Raw genomic sequence first — 21,635 nt, 5'->3', positions numbered from 1 at the left:
GCCGGGGCTTTTTTTAGGTCTAGGAGAAACCATGTTTTACAAACTCGCACAAAAAGTCATGTTTCAGATGGATCCTGAGCGCGCCCACAACTTTGCCATCAGTAGTCTCAGAACCACGGGTAACTCACCGCTGAACTGCTTTTATGCGCAGCATCTTGCCCCGGCCCCGGTCGAATTCATGGGGCTGACATTCCCTAATCCCGTCGGTTTGGCCGCCGGTATGGATAAAGACGGTGAATGTATCGATGCCTTTCATGCCATGGGATTCGGTCATGTTGAAGTGGGAACCGTGACTCCAAGGCCGCAACCCGGTAACGATAAACCTCGGCTTTTCCGGATTAAACCGGCCAAGGCGATTATTAATCGTATGGGCTTTAATAATCTCGGCGTGGATAATCTGGTGGCCAATCTCAAGGCTAAAAAATCCAATGCCATGGTCGGTGTCAATATAGGTAAAAATAAAGATACACCGGTAGAGCAAGGGAAAGATGATTATCTGATCTGTATGGATAAGGTTTATGCCTATGCTGATTACATCGCGGTTAATATTTCCTCACCCAATACTCCCGGCCTGCGTACCATGCAATATGGCGAATTACTGGACGACTTGTTATCTAGCTTAAAAAACAAACAAACAGAACTGGCAGAAAAGCATGGCAAGTATGTCCCTATTGCATTAAAAATAGCGCCGGATCTGACTGAAGAAGAGATCGAAAAGATAGCCGAGTCATTATTGAAACATAAGTTTGATGGCGCCATAGCCACTAATACCACTTTGACCCGTGATGGGGTCAGTGGCTTGGCTAACTCCAATGAAACAGGTGGCCTTAGCGGTAAGCCGCTGAACCAGTTGTCGACCAAGGTGATCAAGTATCTCGCGCAATGCTTGAAAGGCGAGATCCCGATCCTGGGGGTAGGTGGTATTAATAGCGCCGAGGATGCTCTGGATAAATTGGATGCAGGAGCAAGCATGGTGCAGATCTATTCCGGTTTTATCTATCAAGGGCCAAAATTAATTAAAGATATTGTCGACGCTTATAGATCTAAATAAGTTAAAAAACACTCAAAGGGATCGCCTTGGCGATCCTTTTTTATTTGAATCGATCGTTTTTTGATCTGAAAGATCTGCCTAAGATATTGTTATCTCAGTCTAATATTTAAAACTTTTTTTGATATTGGGTAAAATATCATCTATTATTCGGTTGGTAATAAATCACAGGTCTTATTGGATTGCGTTATGTTATTAATGCCAAACAGAGATTGGCAATGGAGATATAACGATTCGTACGGTGTCCTTAGCGTATCGTTAGGTTCGGAAATGGAATTTCTGACTCCTTATAAAGCCAAAACTTTGATACCGGATGCAATGAAAGAAGCAGAATTTAGCGTCGAGCACGCCAAGTTCTATATTGACCTGCTTGATCGTCTAACCAAGTCACTATCATTGACGGATGCACAAGTGGTTCAGTTGGCGTTGAACGCCACCGCCGCTCACTTTATGCAAAAACCGCAGATGCCCAAGTCATGGTTTTTTGACACCAGTGCTGTCTGTGTTTACAGTGAGCCGGGAAAGGTATTTGACCTCAAATGTCGTGGAGAACGCGTGCTGGTGATGGTGGTTGAGACCGGGTTGCAGGCTTCTTTGGTGATGATGTTGGCCAACGAATGTCGACTCAGCGATGTCAAAACCCTGACCCGCTTTGAAACCATCAAGGTGATGCACGATCGTCTGCATCCGCTAAGGGCACAGCAACAGATAGTTGCTGCATGACAACTTTGTCAGCGAGTATCAACGGGGCTTATGGCCCCGTTTTGGGTTTTTCAGCTGAATGCCTGACTCAAGTGGTTAATCAAGGCCCTCAGCGCCACCGGCATATGCTCTCTGGAGCTATAGAGAGCGTAGGCCGTCATGACTCTCGGTGTCCAATCCGGCAGCAAGCGTTGTAAGCTGCCATTTTTGAGTGCCTCATCCAGCAGATAATCGGGCAGTTGGGCGATACCGCTGCCTGCCTGAGCCGCCCTGAGTAATACTGTCGCTTCATTGGCCACCAGTTGGCAGTTGACCGCCACAGATTCGTTCTGTTCTCCCTTGGAAAGATGCCAAAGATTACGATTGAAATGGCGGTATCCAAGGCACTGGTGGCGGCGAAGATCTCTGGGATGCTGCGGTGCTGGATACTGTTTGAGGTATTCAGGAGAAGCCACCAGCTGCGAATTCACCTTGATAAGCGGCTTGCCAATCAACAGGGGATCCGGGCTTGACGCTATACGGATCACCAGATCGACCCTTTCCGCCACCAGCTCCACAGTGCGATCGCTCACATCCAACTCGATTTCCACTCCGGGATTAAGCCTGATGAATTGCGCGAGGCTCGCTGCCAGCCGTGCGTGTGCGAACGACATGCTACTGCTTATTCTCAGTTTGCCGGTCAATTGTCTGCGTCTCTCGCTTAGGCTGATTTCCAATGCCTCACGGGTCGAGAGTAACTGGCGACAATATGTCAGGCACTGATTCCCGGCATCTGTAAGGGTTACACTGCGGGTGGTGCGATTGAGTAATCTGGCGCCCAACCAATCCTCAAGCGCCTTGATATGGCGGGTTACCATGGCGCGCGACATCTCAAGCCGCTCGGCGGTAGCGGTAAAGCTGCCACTGGCGGCCAGATCCACAAAAACTTCGGCGGCGGTTAATCTGTCCATCTGCGATTACTTGTCCGGATTATGCAACAATATTGCGCAACTTTAGCCGTATATCTGCATTAATTGAAATCATAAACTGGCCAACGTTGAAATTCACCGGAGTAAAACCATGCTTAAATCACTCGTATTGGCTGCCAGTTTAGTGTTGCCATTTTCTTTACACGCCGAATCGGACGCCCTCGACTTCAAAGTCTATAACGCCGACGGTAACAGCTTTCATGTCAACGCCACCCTGATAAGCGGTGACAAGGAAGCTATTTTGGTCGACACAGGCTTCACCCGCGCCGATGCCCTGCGACTGGCCGCCGAGGTTCTGGACAGTGGCAAGCAGTTGACCACTGTATTCGTCAGCCAGGCGGATCCTGACTATTACTTCGGGGTTGCCACACTCAAGCAGTTTTTCCCTAAAGCAAAATATCTGACGACCCCGGCAGTGCATGCACAAATTTCGGCCAAGCTGGAAGACAAGCTGAGCTTTTGGATCCCCAGAATGGGTAGCAATGCCCCCCTCAAGGCGCAGCTGCCAGAGATATTTAAAGGCAGTCAATTAATGCTTGAAGGCAAGGCGATTGAGATAAAAGGTGACCAGGGAATGCTGGCTGACAGGCCATACCTCTGGGTACCTTCCAGCAAAACCATTCTCGGCAATGTGGCCGTCTCCGGAGGCTTGCACCTGTGGATGGCTGATAGTCAGAGCCAGAGTGAGCGAGCGGCCTGGAAGGCACAGCTGGCGGAAATGGCGGCGCTTAACCCTGCCAAGGTGATCCCCGGGCACATGTTGTCTGAATCTTTTCTCGAGCAGGACAATATTGCCGCGACACTCAAGTACCTGCAGGATTTCGAACAAGCCGAAGCCGTCACCCAAACCAGCGCTGAGCTTATTGACACCATGCAGCGTCTGTACCCGAATGCCGGGCTTGCTATGGCATTGGAGATAGCTGCCAAGGTCAGTAAGGGTGAGATGAAATGGTGAGGCTGCACTACTTTTTTGACCCCTTGTGCGGCTGGTGCCATGGTGCGGCGCCCCTCATTCATGCCCTGAGTGCCAGACTCCCGATAGTTTTGCACGCCGGCGGCCTGATGGCGGCAACAAGAATAACGCCCGGGCTCAGGCAACATATCCTCAGCCACGACAGCAAAATTGCCAAGCTGACCGGGCAGCCCTTTGGTGACGGTTACACTCAGGGTTTGCTGCAATGCCCTGACGCTGTGTTGGACTCGGGACCGGCCATTGCCGCTATCCTGCTCGCCGAAAAGGTGGCAGGGCAGGGATTGGCGCTGCTGGAGATATTGCAGGGTGGCCATTATGTTCAAGGTTTAAGGCTTGCCGAGCCTGAAGTGTTACTGCAACTGCTGATGGCGCTGAGAAGTCTCCAGGCACTGGGGCACGAGAAATTGGCTAGCGATCTGACGGCGGTTATGAAAGCAAACTCAGCCGGGCAGATTTCGCCGCTGGCGAGCCATATCACTCAGAGCCGGGCCATGATGGCAAAGCTCGGATTGGCAGGCTTTCCGTCACTGGTTCTGGAAAGCGAAATCGGTGAGTGGCACCCTGTACCTTTGAACCGCTTCTACGGCCAGACAGAGGCAATGCTGGGTTGGTTTGACTCAAGTTTTGCCAAACAGCTCTCTGGGATTGACGCCAAGAGAGATAATCCGAAAGCCGTGCCAAGTGCCCCGGCGGCTTGTATCCGGGGAGGCGACTGCGATTAAGCTTTCCGCATGGATTAGAGAGGGCTTAAGGGCGTTCAAAGGGGCTGCAATCTTAGTCTTGGCTTGAGTAAAATGAGCACTGTAAGATTGCGATAAAAGCTGACAGCAGAAGGGGATGAACACCTGTTAGTTGCATTCATTCCCTTCGCTTTTGCCTTTATTGGTTGCTGCTTTACCACTTCCTTATGTTGGCTTTGTTCTACTCCTGTGCCGCTTTGGCCTGGGCGTGGCGTTTGGCCAGGTTGGCATGGATATCATCGAGGGACAGCTGCTGATCCTCCAGCAGTACCAAGAGGTGATAGAGGAGATCCGAGGCTTCATTCACCAACTCTTCGCGATCATGAGTGGCCGCCGCCAGCGCGGTTTCCAAACCCTCTTCGCCCACCTTCTGGGCAATGCGCTTGGTACCGCGCTGAAACAGCGAAGCGGTATAGCTCTCGTTGGGGTCTTCTTCCTTACGGGAGGCGATAAGGCTTTGCAGGCGATTGATAAAGGGGTGCACTTCGCCGCAGGCCGGATTATCCCAGCAGCTGTCAGTCCCCTTGTGGCAGGTGGGGCCTAAGGGGTTGGCCTGCAGCAGCAGGCTGTCGTTGTCACAGTCCACTCCTATGCTGACCAATTGCAGCAGATTGCCCGAGCTTTCGCCTTTGGTCCACAGCCGCTGTTTGCTGCGGCTGTAAAAGGTCACCAGGCCTTTGCTCAGGGTGACATCCAGGGCTTCGCGGTTCATATAACCCAGCATCAACACCTTGCCGCTGTGAAAGTCCTGCACTACGGCCGGCAGTAATCCCTGTTGTTTATCCCAGTCCAACTGTTTGAGCCAGTCGGCATTGTTTGTCTCGGTTGTCATATCAAATACCTGTATTGGGTTGTGGGGCATTAAGGAAGGTGCGAACAAGTCCCATGTGTGCTCTGCGCCGGCTTACGGGCCTGGATGCAAGGTGTGGTTCGCAGCCAATGGCCCTAGTCCTTTGCAAGAAGCCTTCCTTAGCTGCGAATGGCGACGCCGCTTTGCTTGAGAAAGGCTTTCAGCGCCTGGATCTCTATGATCCCCTTGTGAAATACGCTGGCGGCCAGTGCGGCATCGACCTTGGCCTTGGCGAAGACCTCGAGAAAGTGCGCCATGGTGCCGGCACCGCCGGAGGCGATAAGCGGCACATCGCAGACGGCTCTCACTTTGGCGAGCTGCTCGATATCATAACCCTGGCGCACCCCATCCTGGTTCATCACATTGAGGACGATTTCGCCGCAGCCCTGGCGCTGCACCTCTTCGACCCAATCCAAGGTGTGCCATTGGGTGTCGCGGGTCGCCGCTTCATCGCCGGTAAACTGTTTCACCTTATAGCTGTTGCCATTGGCATCGAAGAAAGAGTCGATACCCACCACTATGCACTGGCGGCCGAATTCATCCTGCAGCCTGCGAATAAGGCTGGGATCCGACAGTGCCGGTGAATTGATGGAGATCTTGTCGGCACCGAATGCCAGCAGCTCGCGTGCCTGGGCCAGGGTCTTGATGCCGCCGGCCACGCAGAAGGGGATGTCTATCTGCTGCGCCACCCGGCTGACCCAGGACTTATCCACCACCCGCGAGTGGGCGCTGGCGGTGATATCATAGAACACCAGTTCATCGGCGCCTTCGGCAGCATATCTGGCCGCCAGCGGCACGATATCGCCTATGGTTTCATGGTTACGAAACTGCACGCCTTTGACCACCTTACCGTCCCGTACATCGAGACAAGGGACTATACGTTTTGCCAGCATGCGATCGCCTCCTCTACGCTGAATTCGCCGGTTAGCAAGGCCTTGCCGATAATCAGGCCGCTGGCGCCGGAATCCCTGACTGCGGCGACATCATCCAGGCTGGCGATACCGCCGGAAGCCTGCCAGGCGATATCGGGAAAGGTCTGCGCCAACTCGCGGTACAGGGCCGTATTGGCCCCCGTCATGGTGCCATCACGGCTGATGTCGGTGACCAGGGCATGTTTAAGGCCCAAAGGGGCAAACTGGGCCACCAGAGATTCCAGGGTTTTACCACCGCCACTCTGCCAGCCGTGAACCGCCACTATTTTCTCGCCCGTGGCATTGATATTGACATCCAGCGCCAGACAGATGGCCTCCGGGCCGTATTGCTCGAGCCAGGCGCCAACCAGTTTGGGCTCACGCACCGCCAATGAACCTATCACTACCCGGGAAACCCCGGCCTTGAATAGTTCATCGAGCTGACGCTGACTGCGTACGCCGCCGCCCACTTGCAGTGGTGTATCCAGGGCGGCTGCGAGCGAAGCTATCAGGCTGCTCTGGCAGCGCTCAGGGTCTTTGGCGCCGGTCAAGTCCACCAGATGCAAGAGTGAAGCGCCCTGGGCCTGATAAGCGAGCAGTTGAGCCTCAGGTTGCAGATTGAAGCGGGTTTCCTGTTGGTAATCGCCCTGAAACAGGCGCACTACCTGACCTTCTATGAGATCGATTGCCGGTATAATCATGCTGCGGCTCCGTTAAAATCATCCTGGGTCAAAGTGAGAAAGTTAGCCAGGATAAGGCTGCCGATAGCGGCGCTCTTTTCCGGGTGAAACTGCACTCCCATAAAGTTGTCTTTGGCAATGGCGGCGCTGAAACGCTCGCCGTAACAGCATTCGGCTATGGTGGCCGCCGAAGGCGCGGCGCAAAAGGAATGAACAAAATAGCAGTAGCTGCCTTCATCGATACCGGTAAACAGCGGGTGCGCTTGGCCGTTTGCATCAAGTACGGGGCTCAGTTGATCCCAGCCCATATGCGGACTGGGCAACCCCTTACAGTCGAGTGAACGTATAGTGCCCGGGATCAGCCCAAGACACTGACATTCATCGGCATCCTCGCCACTTTCCTGCGAGCTGTCACACATGAGCTGCATACCGAGACACACTCCCAGCACCGGCTGTTTCAGCGCCTTGATAACAGGAATTAGCTGTTTTTCAGTGAGCGCCGCCATGGCGGCTCTGGCTGTGCCCACTCCGGGAAGCACCACTCTTTCGGCGCTGCGGATAACCTCGGCATCATCACTGATACAAACGTCGGCGCCGAGACGCTCGAAGGCATATTTCACCGAGCTCAAGTTGGCGCAGCCGGTATCTATTATTACTGTCTTGGCAACGGCTTGGGTCATTACAACACTCCCTTACTGGAAGGCAAGGCATCACCTTCAACCTTGATGGCCTGGCGCAGAGTGCGCCCCAGCACCTTGAACAGCGCTTCTACCTTGTGGTGGTCGTTGTCGCCCTCGCAGCCAAGGTGCAGGGTGCAGCGCAGGCCGTCGGCAAAGGAGCGAAAGAAGTGCGGTATCATCTCTGTGGCCAGCTCCCCGACCTTTTCCCGCTCAAATTCGGCGTTGAACTTGAGGAAGGGACGGCTGGAGAGATCCAGCAGGCAATCGCCGCGGGCTTCATCCATGGGCAGGGAAAAGCCGAAACGGGCAATACCGCGTTTATCGCCCAGCGCCTGACGCAAAGCATCGCCCAGCGCCAGTGCAGTATCTTCCACACTGTGGTGATCGTCTATCTCCAGATCGCCGTCAACCTTGACTGCCAGTTTGAAATTGCCGTGGGTGGCAATCTGATCCAGCATGTGATCGAAAAAGCCTATGCCGGTATTGATGTCGCTGTTGCCGGCGCGGTCGAGATCCACCTCGACCCGAATGTCGGTCTCTTTGGTGGTGCGCACCACAGTTGCCTGGCGACCCCGGCTCAAGAGGGCATCACAGATATCGTCCCAGTTGAGCTTTTCCCTGTCATAGCGATAGCCGGTCAAGCCCATGGCCTCGGCCAGGGCAATATCGGTTTGCCGATCACCAATAACTGCCGAGCGGGTGAAATCCACCAGGCCCTGGGTCAGAAACGCTTTTACCAACCCGAGTTTGGGTTTGCGGCAACTGCAGTTTTCATCGTTGAAGTGAGGGCAAATCAACACCTCGCTGAAGTTGACCCCCTGGCTTGAAAAAATCTGCATCATCAGATTGTGGGGGGCATCGAAGTCTTCTTTCGGGAAGGAGGGGGTGCCCAGGCCATCCTGATTGGAGACCATCACCAAGCGGTAACCGGCGCTTTGCAGTTTGAGCAGTGCCGGAATAACGCCGGGTTCAAACACCAGCTTATCCAGTCTGTCCACCTGTTTGTCGGTTTGCGGCTCTTCAATAAGGGTGCCGTCGCGATCGATAAAGAGTATTTTCTGGCTCATTGATGTTTCCTTGTGCCGGCCGCTGCCGGGCTGATTATTATCGTTATTGCACCTGGCTCAGGGCGGCGAGCAGCCGCTCGGTATCTGAGTCATCGCTGAAACTGAAACGTATGGCGTCAACAAGACGCGGATCCCGGTAGCTGCGGGCGACTATGCCAAAGCGCTGCAACTGCTCACGCACCTTGGGGGCATCGGCGAAATACGCCAGCAAATAGTTGCCGCCACTTGGCAGTACCCGGGCTCCGAGTCTTTCTAGCGCCGCAGCCACTCTTTGTCCCTGGGTCTTGAGCTGCGCCACATCGGCCTGCATTCTGGCTATGCCCTCAGGGCTTAACGCCAAAGCCGCCAAGCGTGCCACAGGGACAGGTACCGGGTAGGGGGCCAGCACCTGTTTTACCATCTCGATAATGCCTTCATTGGCCAGCATAAAGCCGCAGCGGGCTCCGGCCAGGGCAAACGCCTTGGAGAGAGTGCGCAGTACGACCAGGTTGGGATACTCCTTGAGCAAAGCGGCGGCGCTCAGCTCGGGGCTGAATTCAATATAGGCTTCATCCACTACCACCAGCGTGTCTGGCATGGCCTCGAGCACCCGCAGGATTTCATCCCGGCTTACCCAGGTGCCAGTGGGGTTGTTGGGGTTGCAGATAAACAGCAGTTTGGCGCCTTGAGCCTGGGTTAACGCTTTGGGCAACTGAAAGTTATCATCCAACGACAGCGCCTTGACCTCGACATTGAAGGTCGCGGCGCTGATGGCGTACATGCCGTAGGTGGGGCCAAACAGAGCGATACTGTCTGCCCCCGGGGTGCAAAAGGTGCGGATCAGCAACTCTATCGCTTCATCGGCGCCGCGGCTGCAGATGAGCTGCAAATCCGAGACTCCGGCATAGGCGGCATAGGCGGCTATCACCTCTGGCGGCTGGCACTCTGGATAGCGGTTGACCCGGTCGATATCGGTGTGGTTGAAGGGGGATTCGTTGGCGTTGATCCAGACTTCCCCTTGGCCGCCAAGGCGCCTGGCGCTTTGATAGGGTTCGAGTGCCAAAAGCTCGGGGCGAGCCAGAGCGGCGGCCAGCTCGCGGCTTTGCCGGGTAACGGCAGCTGTAACCTTCTTGAGAGCCGCTGTGGGGCTATTGATGGCTGCAGGCATGGTTGTTATTCCTCTACACTCGCGGACGGCGCGCGCAATGGTGAAGTACTCTCGGACAAAGCACTTGGGGATGAAACACTCTCTGTTGAACCTTCTGCCCCGGATACCCCAAGAGAGGCCAGACGCAGGGCAACGGCATTGCTGTGAGCATCAAGCTGCTCTGCCTGGGCCAGGGTCATTACCGAGGGGCCCAAGGCGCACAGACCTTCGGCGCTCAGCTCCTGCACGGTAAAGCGGCGGCAGAAATCCGCCAGTGACAGGCTGGATACCGAGCGGCTGTAGCCGTAAGTGGGCAGCACATGGTTGGTGCCACTGGCGTAATCACCCACAGATTCCGGGGTGTAGGGGCCGAGAAACACAGAGCCGGCGGCGCGGATTTGTGCCAGCAGCGCTCTTGGGCTACGGGTCTGGATGATAAGGTGCTCGGGGCCATAGCGATTGGAAACGGCTGCAGCCTTATCCAGTGAATCCAGCAGTAAAATACGGCTTTCGGCCAATGCTTGGCGGGCAATGTCGGCGCGGGGCAGGGCCGTAAGCTGTTTGTCCAGCTCTTGGATGACGGCTTTTGCCAGCGATTCACAGCTAGAGAGCAGTATCACCTGAGAGTCGGGACCGTGCTCGGCCTGTGACAGGAGATCGGCCGCCACAAAGGCTGGACTCGCAGTCTCATCGGCGATGACCAGCACTTCGGATGGCCCCGCCGGCATGTCGATACTGACTCGCGCCCTGGGATCCTGGGACAACTGGCGCTTGGCTTCGGTGACATAACGGTTGCCGGGGCCAAATATCTTGTCCACCGGCGCTATGGTTTCCGTGCCCAATGCCAGCGCGGCAATGGCCTGGGCGCCACCGGATTGGTAAATCTCTTCGATGCCGCATTCGCTGGCGGCGTAGATGATGGCGCTGTCTATCGGAGCCGGGCTTATCAAGACTCGGCGGCGACAACCTGCGATTCGGGCCGGCAGCGCCAGCATCAACACAGTGGAGATCAGCGGCGCGCTGCCACCCGGTATATAGAGGCCGACGCTGTCTATGGCCTCACTTCTGAGTTCACAGCGCACTCCGGCCTGGGTATTGATATCCAAAGCCTGAGGTTGCTGCGCGCTGTGGAACACATCTATGTTGGCCATGGCGGTCTTGATGGCGTCTTTGAGCTCAGGGCTAACGTCCTGGGCAGCGGCCTTTATCTGCGCCTGACTGAGGGCGATATTCTCAAGGGGGATATCATCAAAACGCTCGCTGTACTCCCTGAGGGCTTGGTCACCCTTGGCGGCGACGGCCTCAATGATCTCGCTGACGCTCTGCTCAAGCGCTTTGCTGCTCACCAGGGAGGAGCGCTGGAGCGCGGCGGCCTGCTCGCTTTCGCTCAGTTTGTCCCATACCAGATACTGCATGCTTCACCCCATCATCTTTTCAATTGGCATTACCAGAATCGAGCTGGCACCGAGCTTGGTCAGCTCTTCCATTGTGTCCCAGAACAGATCTTCGGTGCTGACCGCGTGGATGGCGACCCGGTTGCTGTCATCGTTGAGCGGCAACACTGTGGGGTTCTCCGCGCCGGGCAGCAGAGCAACAATCTGCTCCAGGGTTTCAGTGGGAGCGTGCAGCAGGATATATTTGCTTTCACGGGCGCGGATGACGCCGTTGACCCGGCTCATCAGCTTGTCGATCAAGGCCTGTTTGGCCGGGGTTTGGGTTTGCTGTGATTGGATGACACAGGCCATAGAGCGAAAGATCACTTCGGTCTCGTACAAGCCATTGGCTTCCAGAGTAGCGCCGGTGGAAACCAGATCGCAGATCCCGTCGGCGAGTCCGGCGCGGGGAGCGACTTCTACTGAGCCCTTGAGCATACAGTCGCGATAACTTATGCCTTTATTTTGCATAAAACGGCGAAGCAGGTTGGGGTAGGAGGTGGCAATTCGCAAGCCTTCCAGTGAGGCGGCGTCCTGATAAGGGAACTCACTGGGTACCGCCAGCGATAAACGGCAGGCGCCGAAGTCCAGTTGTCTGAGTTTGTTACAGGCCGAAGGTTTGCCCAGTGTCTGCCGTTCTATCTGCTCCTCTTCCAGCACATTCTCGCCAATGATCCCCAAATCGACCACGCCATCCATGACCAGGCCGGGAATGTCGTCATCACGCACCCGCAGCAGATCCAGTGGCATATTGTCGGCGTGGGCTATCAGACGCTGTTCGTTGACGGTGAATTTTACGCCGCAGTTTTTCAGCAGTTGTTGTGATTCTTTCGAAAGCCGGCCCGATTTCTGGATGGCGATGCGCAGTCGATTTGAAGTCATAGTGGTCATTCCTGTTGGTCAATTCAATCTTGGTTAAAAAACTCAAATCCGGAAACGAAAAACCCCCGGAATTCCTTCCAGGGGTTTTCAGATCTTATGAATCAACCGCCAGAAGGAATGAACCTTCGGCAGTCAGCTCCGAAGGCTACCGCTCGTGGTGGTGATGATGGATAGCGTTGCGAAGCTGTGTCATGTAATAAATCCTGTGATTTCACGCTGTAATTTGGCAGCGCATAAACATTCAATTCTGAGCCGATTCGGCTGGTGTGTTTTTAAACTAATCCCTTTGGCAGGAATTTGCAACACCCAAAATCAAAAAATATCTGCTGCTTGAAAAGGATTCATCAAGGGAAGGGGCGAACAAGTCCCATGTGTGCTCTGCGTCGGCTTACGGTCCCGCTTGAGCATAAGTTTGCGAATCCTTAGCCTGAAGAGTTTGGTTTAAGTGGTTATGTTAACTATATCAATGCCAATTCTGTTGGCTAGAGCGGCTTGGCGATAAGGTTTGTCCCTTGTATCCGTCACTCAAATAGTGATAATGCACGCCATACCCCAGGGCAAAATGGAGCACAATGCGTAATCGACTCGTCAGCGAAACGGCACTGGCCTTCGCCCCGGGCGGCCCTTTGGCCTCCAATATCAGGGGCTTCAAGCCCAGAGAACCGCAACTGGAGATGGCCCGCGAAGTGGCCCAGTTACTCCATGGCCCAAGCGGTGCTGCAGTGCCTTTGGTGCTCGAAGCCGGCACCGGGGTTGGCAAAACCTTCGGTTATCTGATCCCGGCGCTGCTCTCCGGTAAGCAGGTGATTGTCTCCACCGGCTCAAAGAACCTGCAAGAACAGCTGTTTTATAAAGATCTGCCGGCCTTGCTGCAGATGCTGGATCTGCAAGTTCGGGTGGCGCTGCTCAAAGGGCGCAACAATTATCTGTGTCAGTTATTGCTGGAGCAGCAGTTGGATGGTGCCCAGAGCCGCAGCCCGGAAGTGCTTGATGATCTGCTCAGGATAAATCAATGGGCCGCGGCCAGCACAGATGGCGATCTTGGCACGCTGGCCACGGTTTCCGAGCAGTCGCCGGCACTGGCGCTGGTGGCTTCTTCGAAAGAGCGCTGCACCGGCAAGCGCTGCGCCTTCTATGACAGCTGCTTTACCCGCAAGGCCAGACAGAAAAGCCTGGAAGCCAGGATTATCGTGGTTAACCATCATCTGTTTTTTGCCGACAGGATCCTCAAGGATACCGGCTTTGCCGAGTTATTGCCCGATGCCGATGCGGTGATTTTCGATGAGGCTCATCTGCTTGCCGATATCGCCGTAACCTACTTTGGGCGCCAGCTGTCGCTCGCGGCCATGCAGCGAGTGCTGGAGCGGGTGGAAGCGGTATATCAACAGGAACTCAGGGATACTTCACAACTGAGCGATCTCGCCAGGCGCTGCGGCTCCCGCCTGGCGGATTGGGCGCAGATGACCCAGGCTTCCGGGCAAAGCGACTGGCGTCCCTTGTTGGCCGATAAAGAACTTGCAAGGCAATGCTGGCAGCTGCTCGAAGAGTTTCGGGCGCTGGAGCGGGTGATGCTGGCCAATATCGGCCGCAGTGATGAACTGGATGATTGCCTGGAAAAATGGCTCGATTACTGCGGGCAGCTGCAGCAGTTTTTCAACTGTGAAGATCAAAGTGCGGCTTACAGCATAGAGCAGGGCAGTCGTCTGCCGACGCTGAGAATGGCGCCTATTGATGTTGCCAAGGCGTGTCAGGCGCTGTTTGAGGTGCAAACCCGTTGGCTATTTACCTCGGCAACGCTACAGGTGAATCGCAGCCTGAGCCATTTTTGCCGGACATTGGGACTTAAGGGGGCCAGGGAGCTTATTCTGGACAGCCCCTTTGACTATCGGCGCCAGGCAATTTTGTGTGTCCCCAGGGAGCTTGGGGATGTGCGCTCTGAAGGGGATTATCAGTTTCGGCGCCTGCTTGAGGTGTGTGAGCAGGCGATTAATGCGGCCAAGGGCCGAACCTTTATTTTGTTTACCAGTCACAGGATGCTCCAACGGGTGGCGCAGGCGCTTCATGGTCGCAGTCGTTATCCACTCCTGGTGCAAGGCAGCGCCGGTAAGCAGACCTTGCTGAAAAAGTTTCGTCAGCTGGGTAATGCCGTGCTGCTGGGCACCGGCAGTTTTTGGGAAGGTGTGGATGTGCGCGGCAAGTTACTCTCTTGCGTGATAATCGACAAACTGCCCTTTGTGTCTCCGGACGATAATCTCTATCGCGCCAGAGCCGCAGAGATCAACAAGCGACAGGGTGACCCCTTTGTGGAGTTGGCCTTGCCCCAGGCGGTGATAGCACTCAAGCAGGGTGTTGGACGGCTCATTCGTGACGAGAGCGACCGCGGTGTGCTAATTCTCTGTGATAATCGCATCGTCAATCGCAGCTATGGTCAGGCATTTCTCAACTCTTTGCCGCCCATGTACAGAACCCGAAATTTGCAATCTGCCTTGTCTTTTCTTGAAGGTATAAATTGATTAAAAACAGTTAGATACTGTTGTTGATAGTATTTATCCAATTTTGGGGGCAAATAAATTGATAGCAAAAGGCGCCTACTTTCTGGCGCCTTTTGCTCTCTGTACTAGCGATTAGCCGCGATCTGCGGCCAGCCAGGAAGCAAATTGTTTGGTGTAGTAGCTGACAATCAAGCTGGCACCGGCGCGTTTGAAGCCGACAAAGCTTTCGGTAACCACGGCCCTTTCGTCCAAAGCGCCGGCCAGAGCCGCGAACTTGATCCCGGCATATTCACCGCCCACATGATAAGCCGCCAAAGGTAACTCGGTACGCTCTCTCAATTGTGACAACACATCAAGATAAGGCGTACCTGGCTTAACCATCAGAATATCGGCGCCTTCCTCTTCATCGAGCAGGGCCTCCAACAGCGCTTGCCGGCCATTGGCGCTATCCAGTTGATAACCTTTACGATTGCCGCTGAGTTCACAATCTACCGCCGCCCGGAATGGGCCATAGAAAGAGGAGGCAAACTTGGCCGAGTGGGCCAAAATGGCGACATTTTCAAAACCGGCCGCATCCAGGCCCTCACGTATGGCCCGAATTTGGCCGTCCATCATGGCCGAAGGAGCCAGCATGTCGGCACCGGCGCGGGCAGCGCAGACAGACTGCTTGACCAGGTTTTCTACAGTCGCGTCATTACAGACTTCATTGTGTTCGACCACTCCGCAGTGGCCGTGATCTGTGTACTCGCAGAAACAGATATCCGGGATCACCAGCATCTCGGGTGCTTCCTGCTTGATGGTGCGGATCATCCGAGCCAACAGGCCGTCATCGTTCCAGGTATCGCTGCCGATGGCATCTTTATGGTGTGAAATACCAAAGGGCATCACATAGCGAACCCCGAGGGCCTTCAGTTCACGGATCTCTGCTGCGAGCATGCTTTCGGGCAATCTGCTGATCCCGGGAAGGGTGCTGATGGCCACAGGCTCTGTAATGCCTTCTTCGATGAACAGTGGGTGCACCAGATCTGTCAGGGAAACTTGCTGCTCGCGAACCAGATCCCGCATGGCTTCTGAGCTGCGAAGACGGCGAAGACGACGAAGAGGTTTGGTGAAGCTGCCGTGACGGCAATGACTGTCTGACATGAGAGTTCCTTTACTGCTATGGCGGATGCGTGGTTGCCAAATACTGTCTCAAGACTCGGTAACCAGCACTAAGCTATTGAGGTTAAAGGGGCGCAAGCGCCCAAGTGCGCCTAGGATACCCTTTGCAGGAAACGCGATACTATGACGGGGGTCACAGTTCACCCAGGCAGATGTTGGCAGGTGCAATACTGGTCTCACAGGGACTTGTGCCTTGTTGCCATTGCTGCTTGTCGAGCTTGGCGGTGCAGCCACTGTCTTCCATCAATGCCTGTTCACCATCTGCGCTGCACAGCAACAAGAGGGCATGATCTTCGATACGAAACAGGTGCAGTTGGTATTGACTGAATGGCTCGAGCAGGGAGGCGTCATGGGCTGTGGCCAACGCCAATAAAGTTTGGCCGTCGAGATTGGCCGGATGATTTTCATAACGTATGGTGGCTTCGGCGGCGCTGGTTACCTTGGTCAGTGCCGGTGCCAGTTGTTGGTATTCCTGATCATGCCTGTCACCGAGTCCGCAGCCACCAAGTGTCGGTAGCAGCGCCAGCAGCAGGCAGACGATTGGGCCTTGATGGAAAATTGATTTCATCCTTGAATCCTTATCTATAAATAGTAGGTCGGTGCTAGTTCCTGTTAGGTCTGTTCCTGCCAAAACGCCAGCTCACCGGCGGCATTCCGCCCCGTGTCCAAATTCCAGTTTTTGATACTTTCCAGATAGGCGCTGTCTTGCTCAAGCACACCAGTGGCGATAAGTTGCCAAAAGTGTTTGACCTTTTCTCTGGCGCGCAGAAAAATCTCGTCATAATGCATCTCGCCCTCTGGGGTAGCTAGGATTAAATACGCTTTTTCGATCTGCTCCTGCTCCGGGTAGAGGACGGCGAACTTGACGCCCAGGTGGCGGGCAAACGGCAGCAGTCTGTTGCCTTCCTCGGCAATTTTGTCCACCACAGTGATAAAGCCTTTATGCCAGTCATTGATGGCCGGCGGGTTACTGGCCCATTCCTCGATATAAACATCTCTGAAGCAGTTGTCCCACAATTTCTCTATGACAGGATCCAGCTTCTGGCCTGTGGCATCGCAGCAGGCGGCAATGCCGGAGTCCAGGTGTTCGGACAGACCTATTGCCCCGAGATTGAGCTTGGGATAAATATATGCATCCTGATGCATTTCACAATGCCTGTGGGCATCGGCGTTGTCTTCGTAGGGGCCTACCTTCATCTCAATAACCGGATGGACAGTGACATCTGTGATCACATGGGCACAATAGCCCAGCAACCAGGCCAGGCCCTTGTCGCGTTCTTCCCCTTCACTGCAGGCCAGGTGACGCACGCTGGCTTTGAGCATTTCGCCGCTATGATGGTAATGCATCTTGTCGGCCCAGCTTTTGGCCTGTTGGCGATCATTGAGAGCAAGATAGGGATAATCCGGGCTGACCGCCCCAAGCTCGCAGTACTTGAAGTGTTTCAGTAAAGCGCGAATAGCGGCCTTGGGCATATGGGGAACAGCCTCGAGTTCAAGTGGCTGTCTGAGGCTGTTGACCATTGTGAGGTGTGCATAGGCGCCTGGCATTCCCTGGCCTCCAATCCTTTGCTATTGCGTGCTGTTCCTTGGGGTTAACCTTAGCCGCTTAAGGTGACAACGGCCATAGCCCGAAGCTACTATCAAGCACAATTTACTCACGAGTAAATCAGACTGGCCGCTTTCCTTGGTTGATACACGGAAACCTTCCTTAGGAAACGGCCGCTGAAGCCTGTGCTTTACTGCGGCGGATATGGCGCTCCACCAGAGCACCTATCAGGTACATCATCAAGTAACCGCAGCCGAGAGCGAGGATCACTGCCACCACATTGGCCGTCAGTTGTCTGAGCAGGAAGAAAACGCCTATTAGAGTAATGATGCCGGCGAGGCGGATCAGCAAACTGGCATTGAAGTAGCCTTCGGCCTTGATATAGGCCAGTTGATAACCGTTGAGCATCAGAAAGATGAAGAAAATGGCATAGTGCAACAGTACCGGGACGGCGCCGTGATACTGGGGCGGAAACAGCATTCTGAACAGGCTCTCGCCGCCCAGCAGCATGACAACAAAGAAACTGATGCTGACAATCAGCGCCAGCTTGTAGAGCCAGTGTTTGATGGCGCGGATCTGTTCATTGTCCCGGGCGCGAACACATACCGCCAATTCCGGCAATACGAAGCGGTAGATGGGGAATACAAACAGCAAGGTCATATAGGTAAATACCGGCCTGACCACCACTTGGAAATCCCCCAGCTCTTCGACGCTGAAATAACGTATGGTCAGCAGTACGGTAATATAGATCATCAGAATGCTGGAGCCTGCCTCGAGCGAGGCGGTGACACTGCGCTTCATAAAACTTTTCAGCGCCGGCTCCAGATTGACCTTGGCGAGCGGCGCGGTGGCGATTTGACGCCGCCTTCTCAGATACATAAAGGCCGCGATAATCAGAGACGATAGCGTCGTGGCGTAAAAGAGTGCCCCCAGCGGCGCCATACTCAGCCCGTAGTAACAGATGGCAAAGGCCAGCACCAAAGACAGCGGCTCCATCCAGGTTACCTTGTTGCTGATTTCATAGAGACGATACATGGCAACCAGGTTGGTAAAGTACACCTTGAGCCCCATGCTGACTATAATGCCCACCAGTTGCAGGTACTCCACATCTATGGCGAGTTTGTGCTTGATATAGGGCAGTATGATGCCCCAGGTCAGCAGCACTACAAGGATCAGCACATAGCGGAAAATATTGATGATATCCCTGTCGTTGCGGGTCTGGCTGTAAGACACCACCATAGACGAGCGAAAGCCTGTCATTAGGATCAGTGACAACGAGATGATATCGATAACCGTGTGGTAGATAGCCAGATCCGCCTTGGGAACCCAGCTTGCGAGCCAGACTTTAAAGGAAAACCCGATTGCTATGCTGATGAGCGTGGCCCAAATACCGGCGACAAAGGCACGTTTCAACCGCGAAACTGCGGTTTCATTGGAAGACTGAGAGAGGCTGGACATAACAGACGCTAACCGAAAAGGGGACTCTATATTAGTTGAGAACTGTTCTCATTGTCCATGATAAGGATCACAAGGGCAGATCCGGGCTTGGTTTCGGCGTATTTGATGGTATGATCCCGCCGCTATTAACTCGCCGAAGGCTATACCTTCGCTTATCAAGGTTTAAACCATGACATCGACTACACTTGCCAACTCTCCTGTTATTCTGGCTTTGGATACCTGTACCGAACTCTGCTCAGCGGCGCTGGCATGGCAAGGTGGCAGTATTGCCGAATCTGTCGATGCTCCCCGTGAACATAGCCAAAGATTGCTGCCTATGATAGAGAACTTGCTGAGCCAATCCGGGCTCAAGATGCAGGATATCGGCCTTATCGCCTATGGCCGAGGGCCAGGCAGTTTCACCGGTATCCGCATCTGCACCTCTATGACTCAAGGGCTGGCGCTGGGGCTGGATGTACCTGTAATCGGTATCTCTACCTTGGCCGCCATGGCGCAGCAAGCGATAACCGAACATGGTGCGCAGCAGGTGATTTGTGCCATAGATGCCCGCATGGGCGAAATCTATTGGGCGGCGTTTGAACAGGAATCCGGCCTGGCCAAACTGGTGGGCATAGAGCAAGTGAGCGCCCCTGAGACAATGACCTCGCCCTTTGCCAATGCGGATAAGGTGTATTGCTGTGGCACAGGGTTTGACGCCTACCCGGCACTGTTACAACATGCCGAGAACTTGACCTTGCTTGATGCGGTGAAATATCCTCAAGCCAGTGCTATGCTTGCTTTGGCAAGCCTTGGCTGGCAACAAGGACAGGCCACCTCGGTCGATGAGCTGGCGCCTGTGTACTTGCGAGATACAGTTGCCTGGAAAAAACTGCCGGGAAGGGAATAGGGCTTCAGGCGGGTTAACTGCCTCATGGGCTTGGGGCAAACGGAGAGCAAAGCAGTATCATGATGATCAAGCAGACGGGACATCCGGGTGCAGTTCAAAGTCTGTCGCAGGCGGTAGCCGGCAATAGACCTCCGGAGCGTGCCCAGCAAACCGTTGAGACTCAAAATGAAATCCTTGTCAGCCCATCCAGACAGTTGCTCGAGTTTGACAGCCAAGCCCTTAATGACAAATACCAGCAAAGAGAGCAACTGAAGCGGGAAACTGCCGGTCATTCAGACGCAATCGCCCTCTATCTCCATACTCAACACGCCGCGCAGCGTGACGCTATTTCAGCCATGGTGGGCATAGATGTCTACGCCTGATAGCCCCGCCGATAACGCGTTTGTAAAACCTTGCCATTCTGCGCAATTACCGGGAAGAGGCCAGTTTCTGCTGGAACTCTTGCTGGCCTTGATGTTGACTCATTTGCCCTATGTCTCAGTGCCTTTCAAATGGCTGGAAAGCTATTTTCATGAGTTGTCCCATGCGCTGGCAACGCTGTTGAGCGGCGGGATTGTCAGCCATATCCAACTCTTTCCGAATGGCGCCGGTTTCTGTTTCAGTCAGGGCGGTTGGCCGCTCCTTATCGGCTTCAGTGGTTATTTGGGCGCGGCCTTTTGGGGCTGCCTGCTTTACCACCTGGCCACTTGGCCGCGGGGGATCCGTGTAAGTTTTGCCTTTATCGGCGCCTTGGTGCTGCTCACCATACTGCTGTGGGGACGGGACTTACTTACCCTGAGTATTCTCATTAGTCTGAGTGTATTGTTTCTGCTGCCGTTGAAATTTGGCGGCAACCGACTGCTCAGCGGTAGCCTGCGTCTGGTGGCCTTGATGGTGATGCTCAATGCGCTCGCCAGCCCTGCCGTGTTGCTGGGGCTGGACGACAGGGGGGATGCGGTATTGTTGGCCGAGCACAGCTGGGTGCCTGCGTTCGTCTGGGTATTGCTGTGGTTCGCTTCCGGCTTATTGGCGCTGCTGCTTTGCTGGCGCCGCATAGATGGAAAATCAAACTGATCCTTGGCAAGTCTGCCGCTCACTGTTAGCTTGAACTCCAATTTTATTTGGCACCAGTGCGTGCCAAAAAGTCGTGTCGGCGGGTCTGTTGCCGCAGCATAAGTCCAGATTCAAAGGAGAAGGGAAATGGAATACAAGCAATTCAATCGTAAGCTGGCAACGCCGCTTGGCAAGGCTTTGCTGGTGGCTGGCATGCTGCTTGGCAGCGGTGCGGCGCAGGCCGGCGAACAGGCGTTGCTGGAGGCGGTTAACAGTGACTTTCGTCGGGAAGCCAATGTCGAGCGCGACCAATATCGTCATCCAGAGCAGACGCTGGCTTTTTTCGGGATCACGGCGGAGCAAACCGTGATTGAACTCTGGCCAGGCGGCGGTTGGTACACAGAAATCCTGGCGCCCATGTTGGCGGATAAGGGGCAGTATATTGCCGCCGGTTTTAACACAGAGCCGCAAGAGGACACCCCGGGCAGCCGTTATCGGGCCAAAGCGGGCAAGCGTTATCTTGAATGGCTGCAAGCTCACCCCAAAGAGCTCGGCAAAATCAAACAGGTGGTTTTGGATCCTCCAGCACAGGTAAAACTGGGAGAAGATGCCAGCGCCGATACGGTACTGACGTTCAGAAACCTGCATAACTGGGCCAGTCAGGGGCAACTGCAAACCGTGTTTCAGGCTGCCTTTAATGTGCTTAAAGATGGCGGCGTCTTTGGAGTGGTTGAGCACAGGGGCAAAGCCGGTAATGGCCCTGACAGCGGTTACATGATGCAGGATGAGATGATAGCACTGGCAGAAAAGGTCGGCTTCACCTTGGAAGCCAGCAGTGAGATCAATGCCAATGCCAAGGACAGTAAGGATTACCCTAAAGGCGTTTGGACCTTACCGCCGACATTGCGATTGGGTGAGCAGGACAGGGACACTTATCTCAAGATAGGAGAAAGTGACCGTATGACACTCAAATTTATCAAAAAAGCGAACTGATACACTG

Annotated in this window: 22 protein-coding genes; 9 read left to right on the top strand and 13 right to left on the bottom strand. The window is 54.5% G+C overall.

All coding sequences use genetic code 11. The features are described from left to right. The first annotated feature begins 31 nt into the window (after positions 1–31). Complete coding sequence (pyrD, locus tag ACMHXH_RS15075) at positions 32–1,051, top strand: quinone-dependent dihydroorotate dehydrogenase (protein ID WP_039033232.1); 1,020 nt, start codon at positions 32–34, stop codon at positions 1,049–1,051. 186 nt (positions 1,052–1,237) lie between these two features. Next, complete coding sequence (locus tag ACMHXH_RS15070; protein ID WP_039033231.1) at positions 1,238–1,771, top strand: cell division protein ZapC; 534 nt, start codon at positions 1,238–1,240, stop codon at positions 1,769–1,771. 50 nt (positions 1,772–1,821) lie between these two features. Here the strand turns inward: ACMHXH_RS15070 and ACMHXH_RS15065 are convergent, their stop codons facing one another. Beyond that, the gene (locus ACMHXH_RS15065; RefSeq protein WP_335912195.1) at positions 1,822–2,700 is read right to left on the bottom strand and encodes a LysR family transcriptional regulator; all 879 of its coding nucleotides are present in this window, start codon (positions 2,698–2,700) and stop codon (positions 1,822–1,824) included. Positions 2,701–2,809: 109 nt separating this feature from the next. On the opposite strand from ACMHXH_RS15065, the gene ACMHXH_RS15060 reads away from it, so the two are divergent. Both ACMHXH_RS15060 and ACMHXH_RS15055 read left to right on the top strand, forming a co-directional pair. Next, on the top strand, positions 2,810–3,673 hold the full coding sequence (locus tag ACMHXH_RS15060) for an MBL fold metallo-hydrolase (RefSeq protein ID WP_101096411.1): 864 nt from the start codon (positions 2,810–2,812) through the stop codon (positions 3,671–3,673). Then, on the top strand, positions 3,667–4,413 hold the full coding sequence (locus ACMHXH_RS15055) for a DsbA family protein (protein WP_144361343.1): 747 nt from the start codon (positions 3,667–3,669) through the stop codon (positions 4,411–4,413). Before ACMHXH_RS15060 ends, ACMHXH_RS15055 begins: the two co-directional genes overlap by 7 nt. Positions 4,414–4,612: 199 nt before the next feature. On the opposite strand, the gene hisIE is transcribed toward ACMHXH_RS15055, so the two are convergent. The 8 genes from hisIE to hisG form a co-directional block, all read right to left on the bottom strand. Then, positions 4,613–5,263, bottom strand: a complete 651-nt coding sequence (hisIE, locus tag ACMHXH_RS15050) for a bifunctional phosphoribosyl-AMP cyclohydrolase/phosphoribosyl-ATP diphosphatase HisIE (protein WP_144361344.1) — start codon at positions 5,261–5,263, stop codon at positions 4,613–4,615. Between the two features lie 137 nt (positions 5,264–5,400). After that, a complete protein-coding gene (gene hisF / locus ACMHXH_RS15045; RefSeq protein WP_144361345.1) occupies positions 5,401–6,174 on the bottom strand; it encodes an imidazole glycerol phosphate synthase subunit HisF in 774 nt (257 codons plus the stop codon). Then, entirely contained in the window at positions 6,156–6,893 is a 738-nt protein-coding gene (hisA, locus tag ACMHXH_RS15040; RefSeq protein WP_039033226.1) for a 1-(5-phosphoribosyl)-5-[(5-phosphoribosylamino)methylideneamino]imidazole-4-carboxamide isomerase, read from the bottom strand. The genes hisF and hisA overlap by 19 nt, the downstream gene beginning before the upstream one ends. Then, complete coding sequence (gene hisH, locus ACMHXH_RS15035) at positions 6,890–7,552, bottom strand: imidazole glycerol phosphate synthase subunit HisH (RefSeq protein ID WP_101096414.1); 663 nt, start codon at positions 7,550–7,552, stop codon at positions 6,890–6,892. The genes hisA and hisH overlap by 4 nt, the downstream gene beginning before the upstream one ends. Then, on the bottom strand, positions 7,552–8,619 hold the full coding sequence (gene hisB / locus ACMHXH_RS15030) for a bifunctional histidinol-phosphatase/imidazoleglycerol-phosphate dehydratase HisB (RefSeq protein ID WP_335912197.1): 1,068 nt from the start codon (positions 8,617–8,619) through the stop codon (positions 7,552–7,554). The genes hisH and hisB overlap by 1 nt, the downstream gene beginning before the upstream one ends. A 43-nt stretch (positions 8,620–8,662) precedes the next feature. Continuing rightward, positions 8,663–9,766 (bottom strand): histidinol-phosphate transaminase, encoded by a 1,104-nt coding sequence (gene hisC / locus ACMHXH_RS15025; RefSeq protein ID WP_052247952.1) that lies wholly within the window; start codon positions 9,764–9,766, stop codon positions 8,663–8,665. 5 nt (positions 9,767–9,771) lie between these two features. After that, positions 9,772–11,160, bottom strand: coding sequence for a histidinol dehydrogenase (hisD, locus tag ACMHXH_RS15020; RefSeq protein ID WP_144361347.1), 1,389 nt, complete (start codon positions 11,158–11,160; stop codon positions 9,772–9,774). Between the two features lie 3 nt (positions 11,161–11,163). Further along, a complete protein-coding gene (gene hisG, locus ACMHXH_RS15015; protein WP_025011635.1) occupies positions 11,164–12,060 on the bottom strand; it encodes an ATP phosphoribosyltransferase in 897 nt (298 codons plus the stop codon). Positions 12,061–12,632: 572 nt separating this feature from the next. On the opposite strand from hisG, the gene ACMHXH_RS15010 reads away from it, so the two are divergent. Then, on the top strand, positions 12,633–14,573 hold the full coding sequence (locus ACMHXH_RS15010) for an ATP-dependent DNA helicase (protein ID WP_039033222.1): 1,941 nt from the start codon (positions 12,633–12,635) through the stop codon (positions 14,571–14,573). 111 nt (positions 14,574–14,684) lie between these two features. Here the strand turns inward: ACMHXH_RS15010 and hemB are convergent, their stop codons facing one another. The 4 genes from hemB to ACMHXH_RS14990 all read right to left on the bottom strand — a co-directional run bounded on the left by hemB (position 14,685) and on the right by ACMHXH_RS14990 (position 18,717). Next, a complete protein-coding gene (gene hemB, locus ACMHXH_RS15005; protein WP_101056902.1) occupies positions 14,685–15,695 on the bottom strand; it encodes a porphobilinogen synthase in 1,011 nt (336 codons plus the stop codon). Between the two features lie 151 nt (positions 15,696–15,846). Next, entirely contained in the window at positions 15,847–16,281 is a 435-nt protein-coding gene (locus tag ACMHXH_RS15000; protein WP_144361349.1) for a hypothetical protein, read from the bottom strand. Between the two features lie 44 nt (positions 16,282–16,325). After that, entirely contained in the window at positions 16,326–17,261 is a 936-nt protein-coding gene (locus tag ACMHXH_RS14995; RefSeq protein ID WP_071476592.1) for a zinc dependent phospholipase C family protein, read from the bottom strand. A 160-nt stretch (positions 17,262–17,421) separates the two neighbouring features. Continuing rightward, entirely contained in the window at positions 17,422–18,717 is a 1,296-nt protein-coding gene (locus ACMHXH_RS14990; protein WP_335912198.1) for a hypothetical protein, read from the bottom strand. Positions 18,718–18,886: 169 nt separating this feature from the next. On the opposite strand from ACMHXH_RS14990, the gene tsaB reads away from it, so the two are divergent. The 4 genes from tsaB to ACMHXH_RS14970 all read left to right on the top strand — a co-directional run bounded on the left by tsaB (position 18,887) and on the right by ACMHXH_RS14970 (position 21,628). Then, complete coding sequence (tsaB, locus tag ACMHXH_RS14985; protein ID WP_071476593.1) at positions 18,887–19,603, top strand: tRNA (adenosine(37)-N6)-threonylcarbamoyltransferase complex dimerization subunit type 1 TsaB; 717 nt, start codon at positions 18,887–18,889, stop codon at positions 19,601–19,603. A gap of 59 nt (positions 19,604–19,662) precedes the next feature. Next, a complete protein-coding gene (locus tag ACMHXH_RS14980) occupies positions 19,663–19,965 on the top strand; it encodes a hypothetical protein (protein WP_143078407.1) in 303 nt (100 codons plus the stop codon). After that, complete coding sequence (locus ACMHXH_RS14975; protein ID WP_039033216.1) at positions 19,952–20,656, top strand: M50 family metallopeptidase; 705 nt, start codon at positions 19,952–19,954, stop codon at positions 20,654–20,656. Before ACMHXH_RS14980 ends, ACMHXH_RS14975 begins: the two co-directional genes overlap by 14 nt. Before the next feature lie 126 nt (positions 20,657–20,782). Further along, positions 20,783–21,628: a class I SAM-dependent methyltransferase gene (locus ACMHXH_RS14970; protein WP_052247949.1), complete on the top strand. Its 846-nt coding sequence runs from the start codon at positions 20,783–20,785 to the stop codon at positions 21,626–21,628. The last annotated feature ends 7 nt before the right edge of the window (positions 21,629–21,635 follow it).

The organism is Shewanella sp. BJSY2023SW001, from assembly GCF_047314685.1.
GTDB classification, from domain to species: Bacteria; Pseudomonadota; Gammaproteobacteria; order Enterobacterales; family Shewanellaceae; genus Shewanella; species Shewanella indica.
Note: the sequence above shows the minus strand (reverse complement) of the source record. Positions and strands in the feature narration are given on the sequence as shown.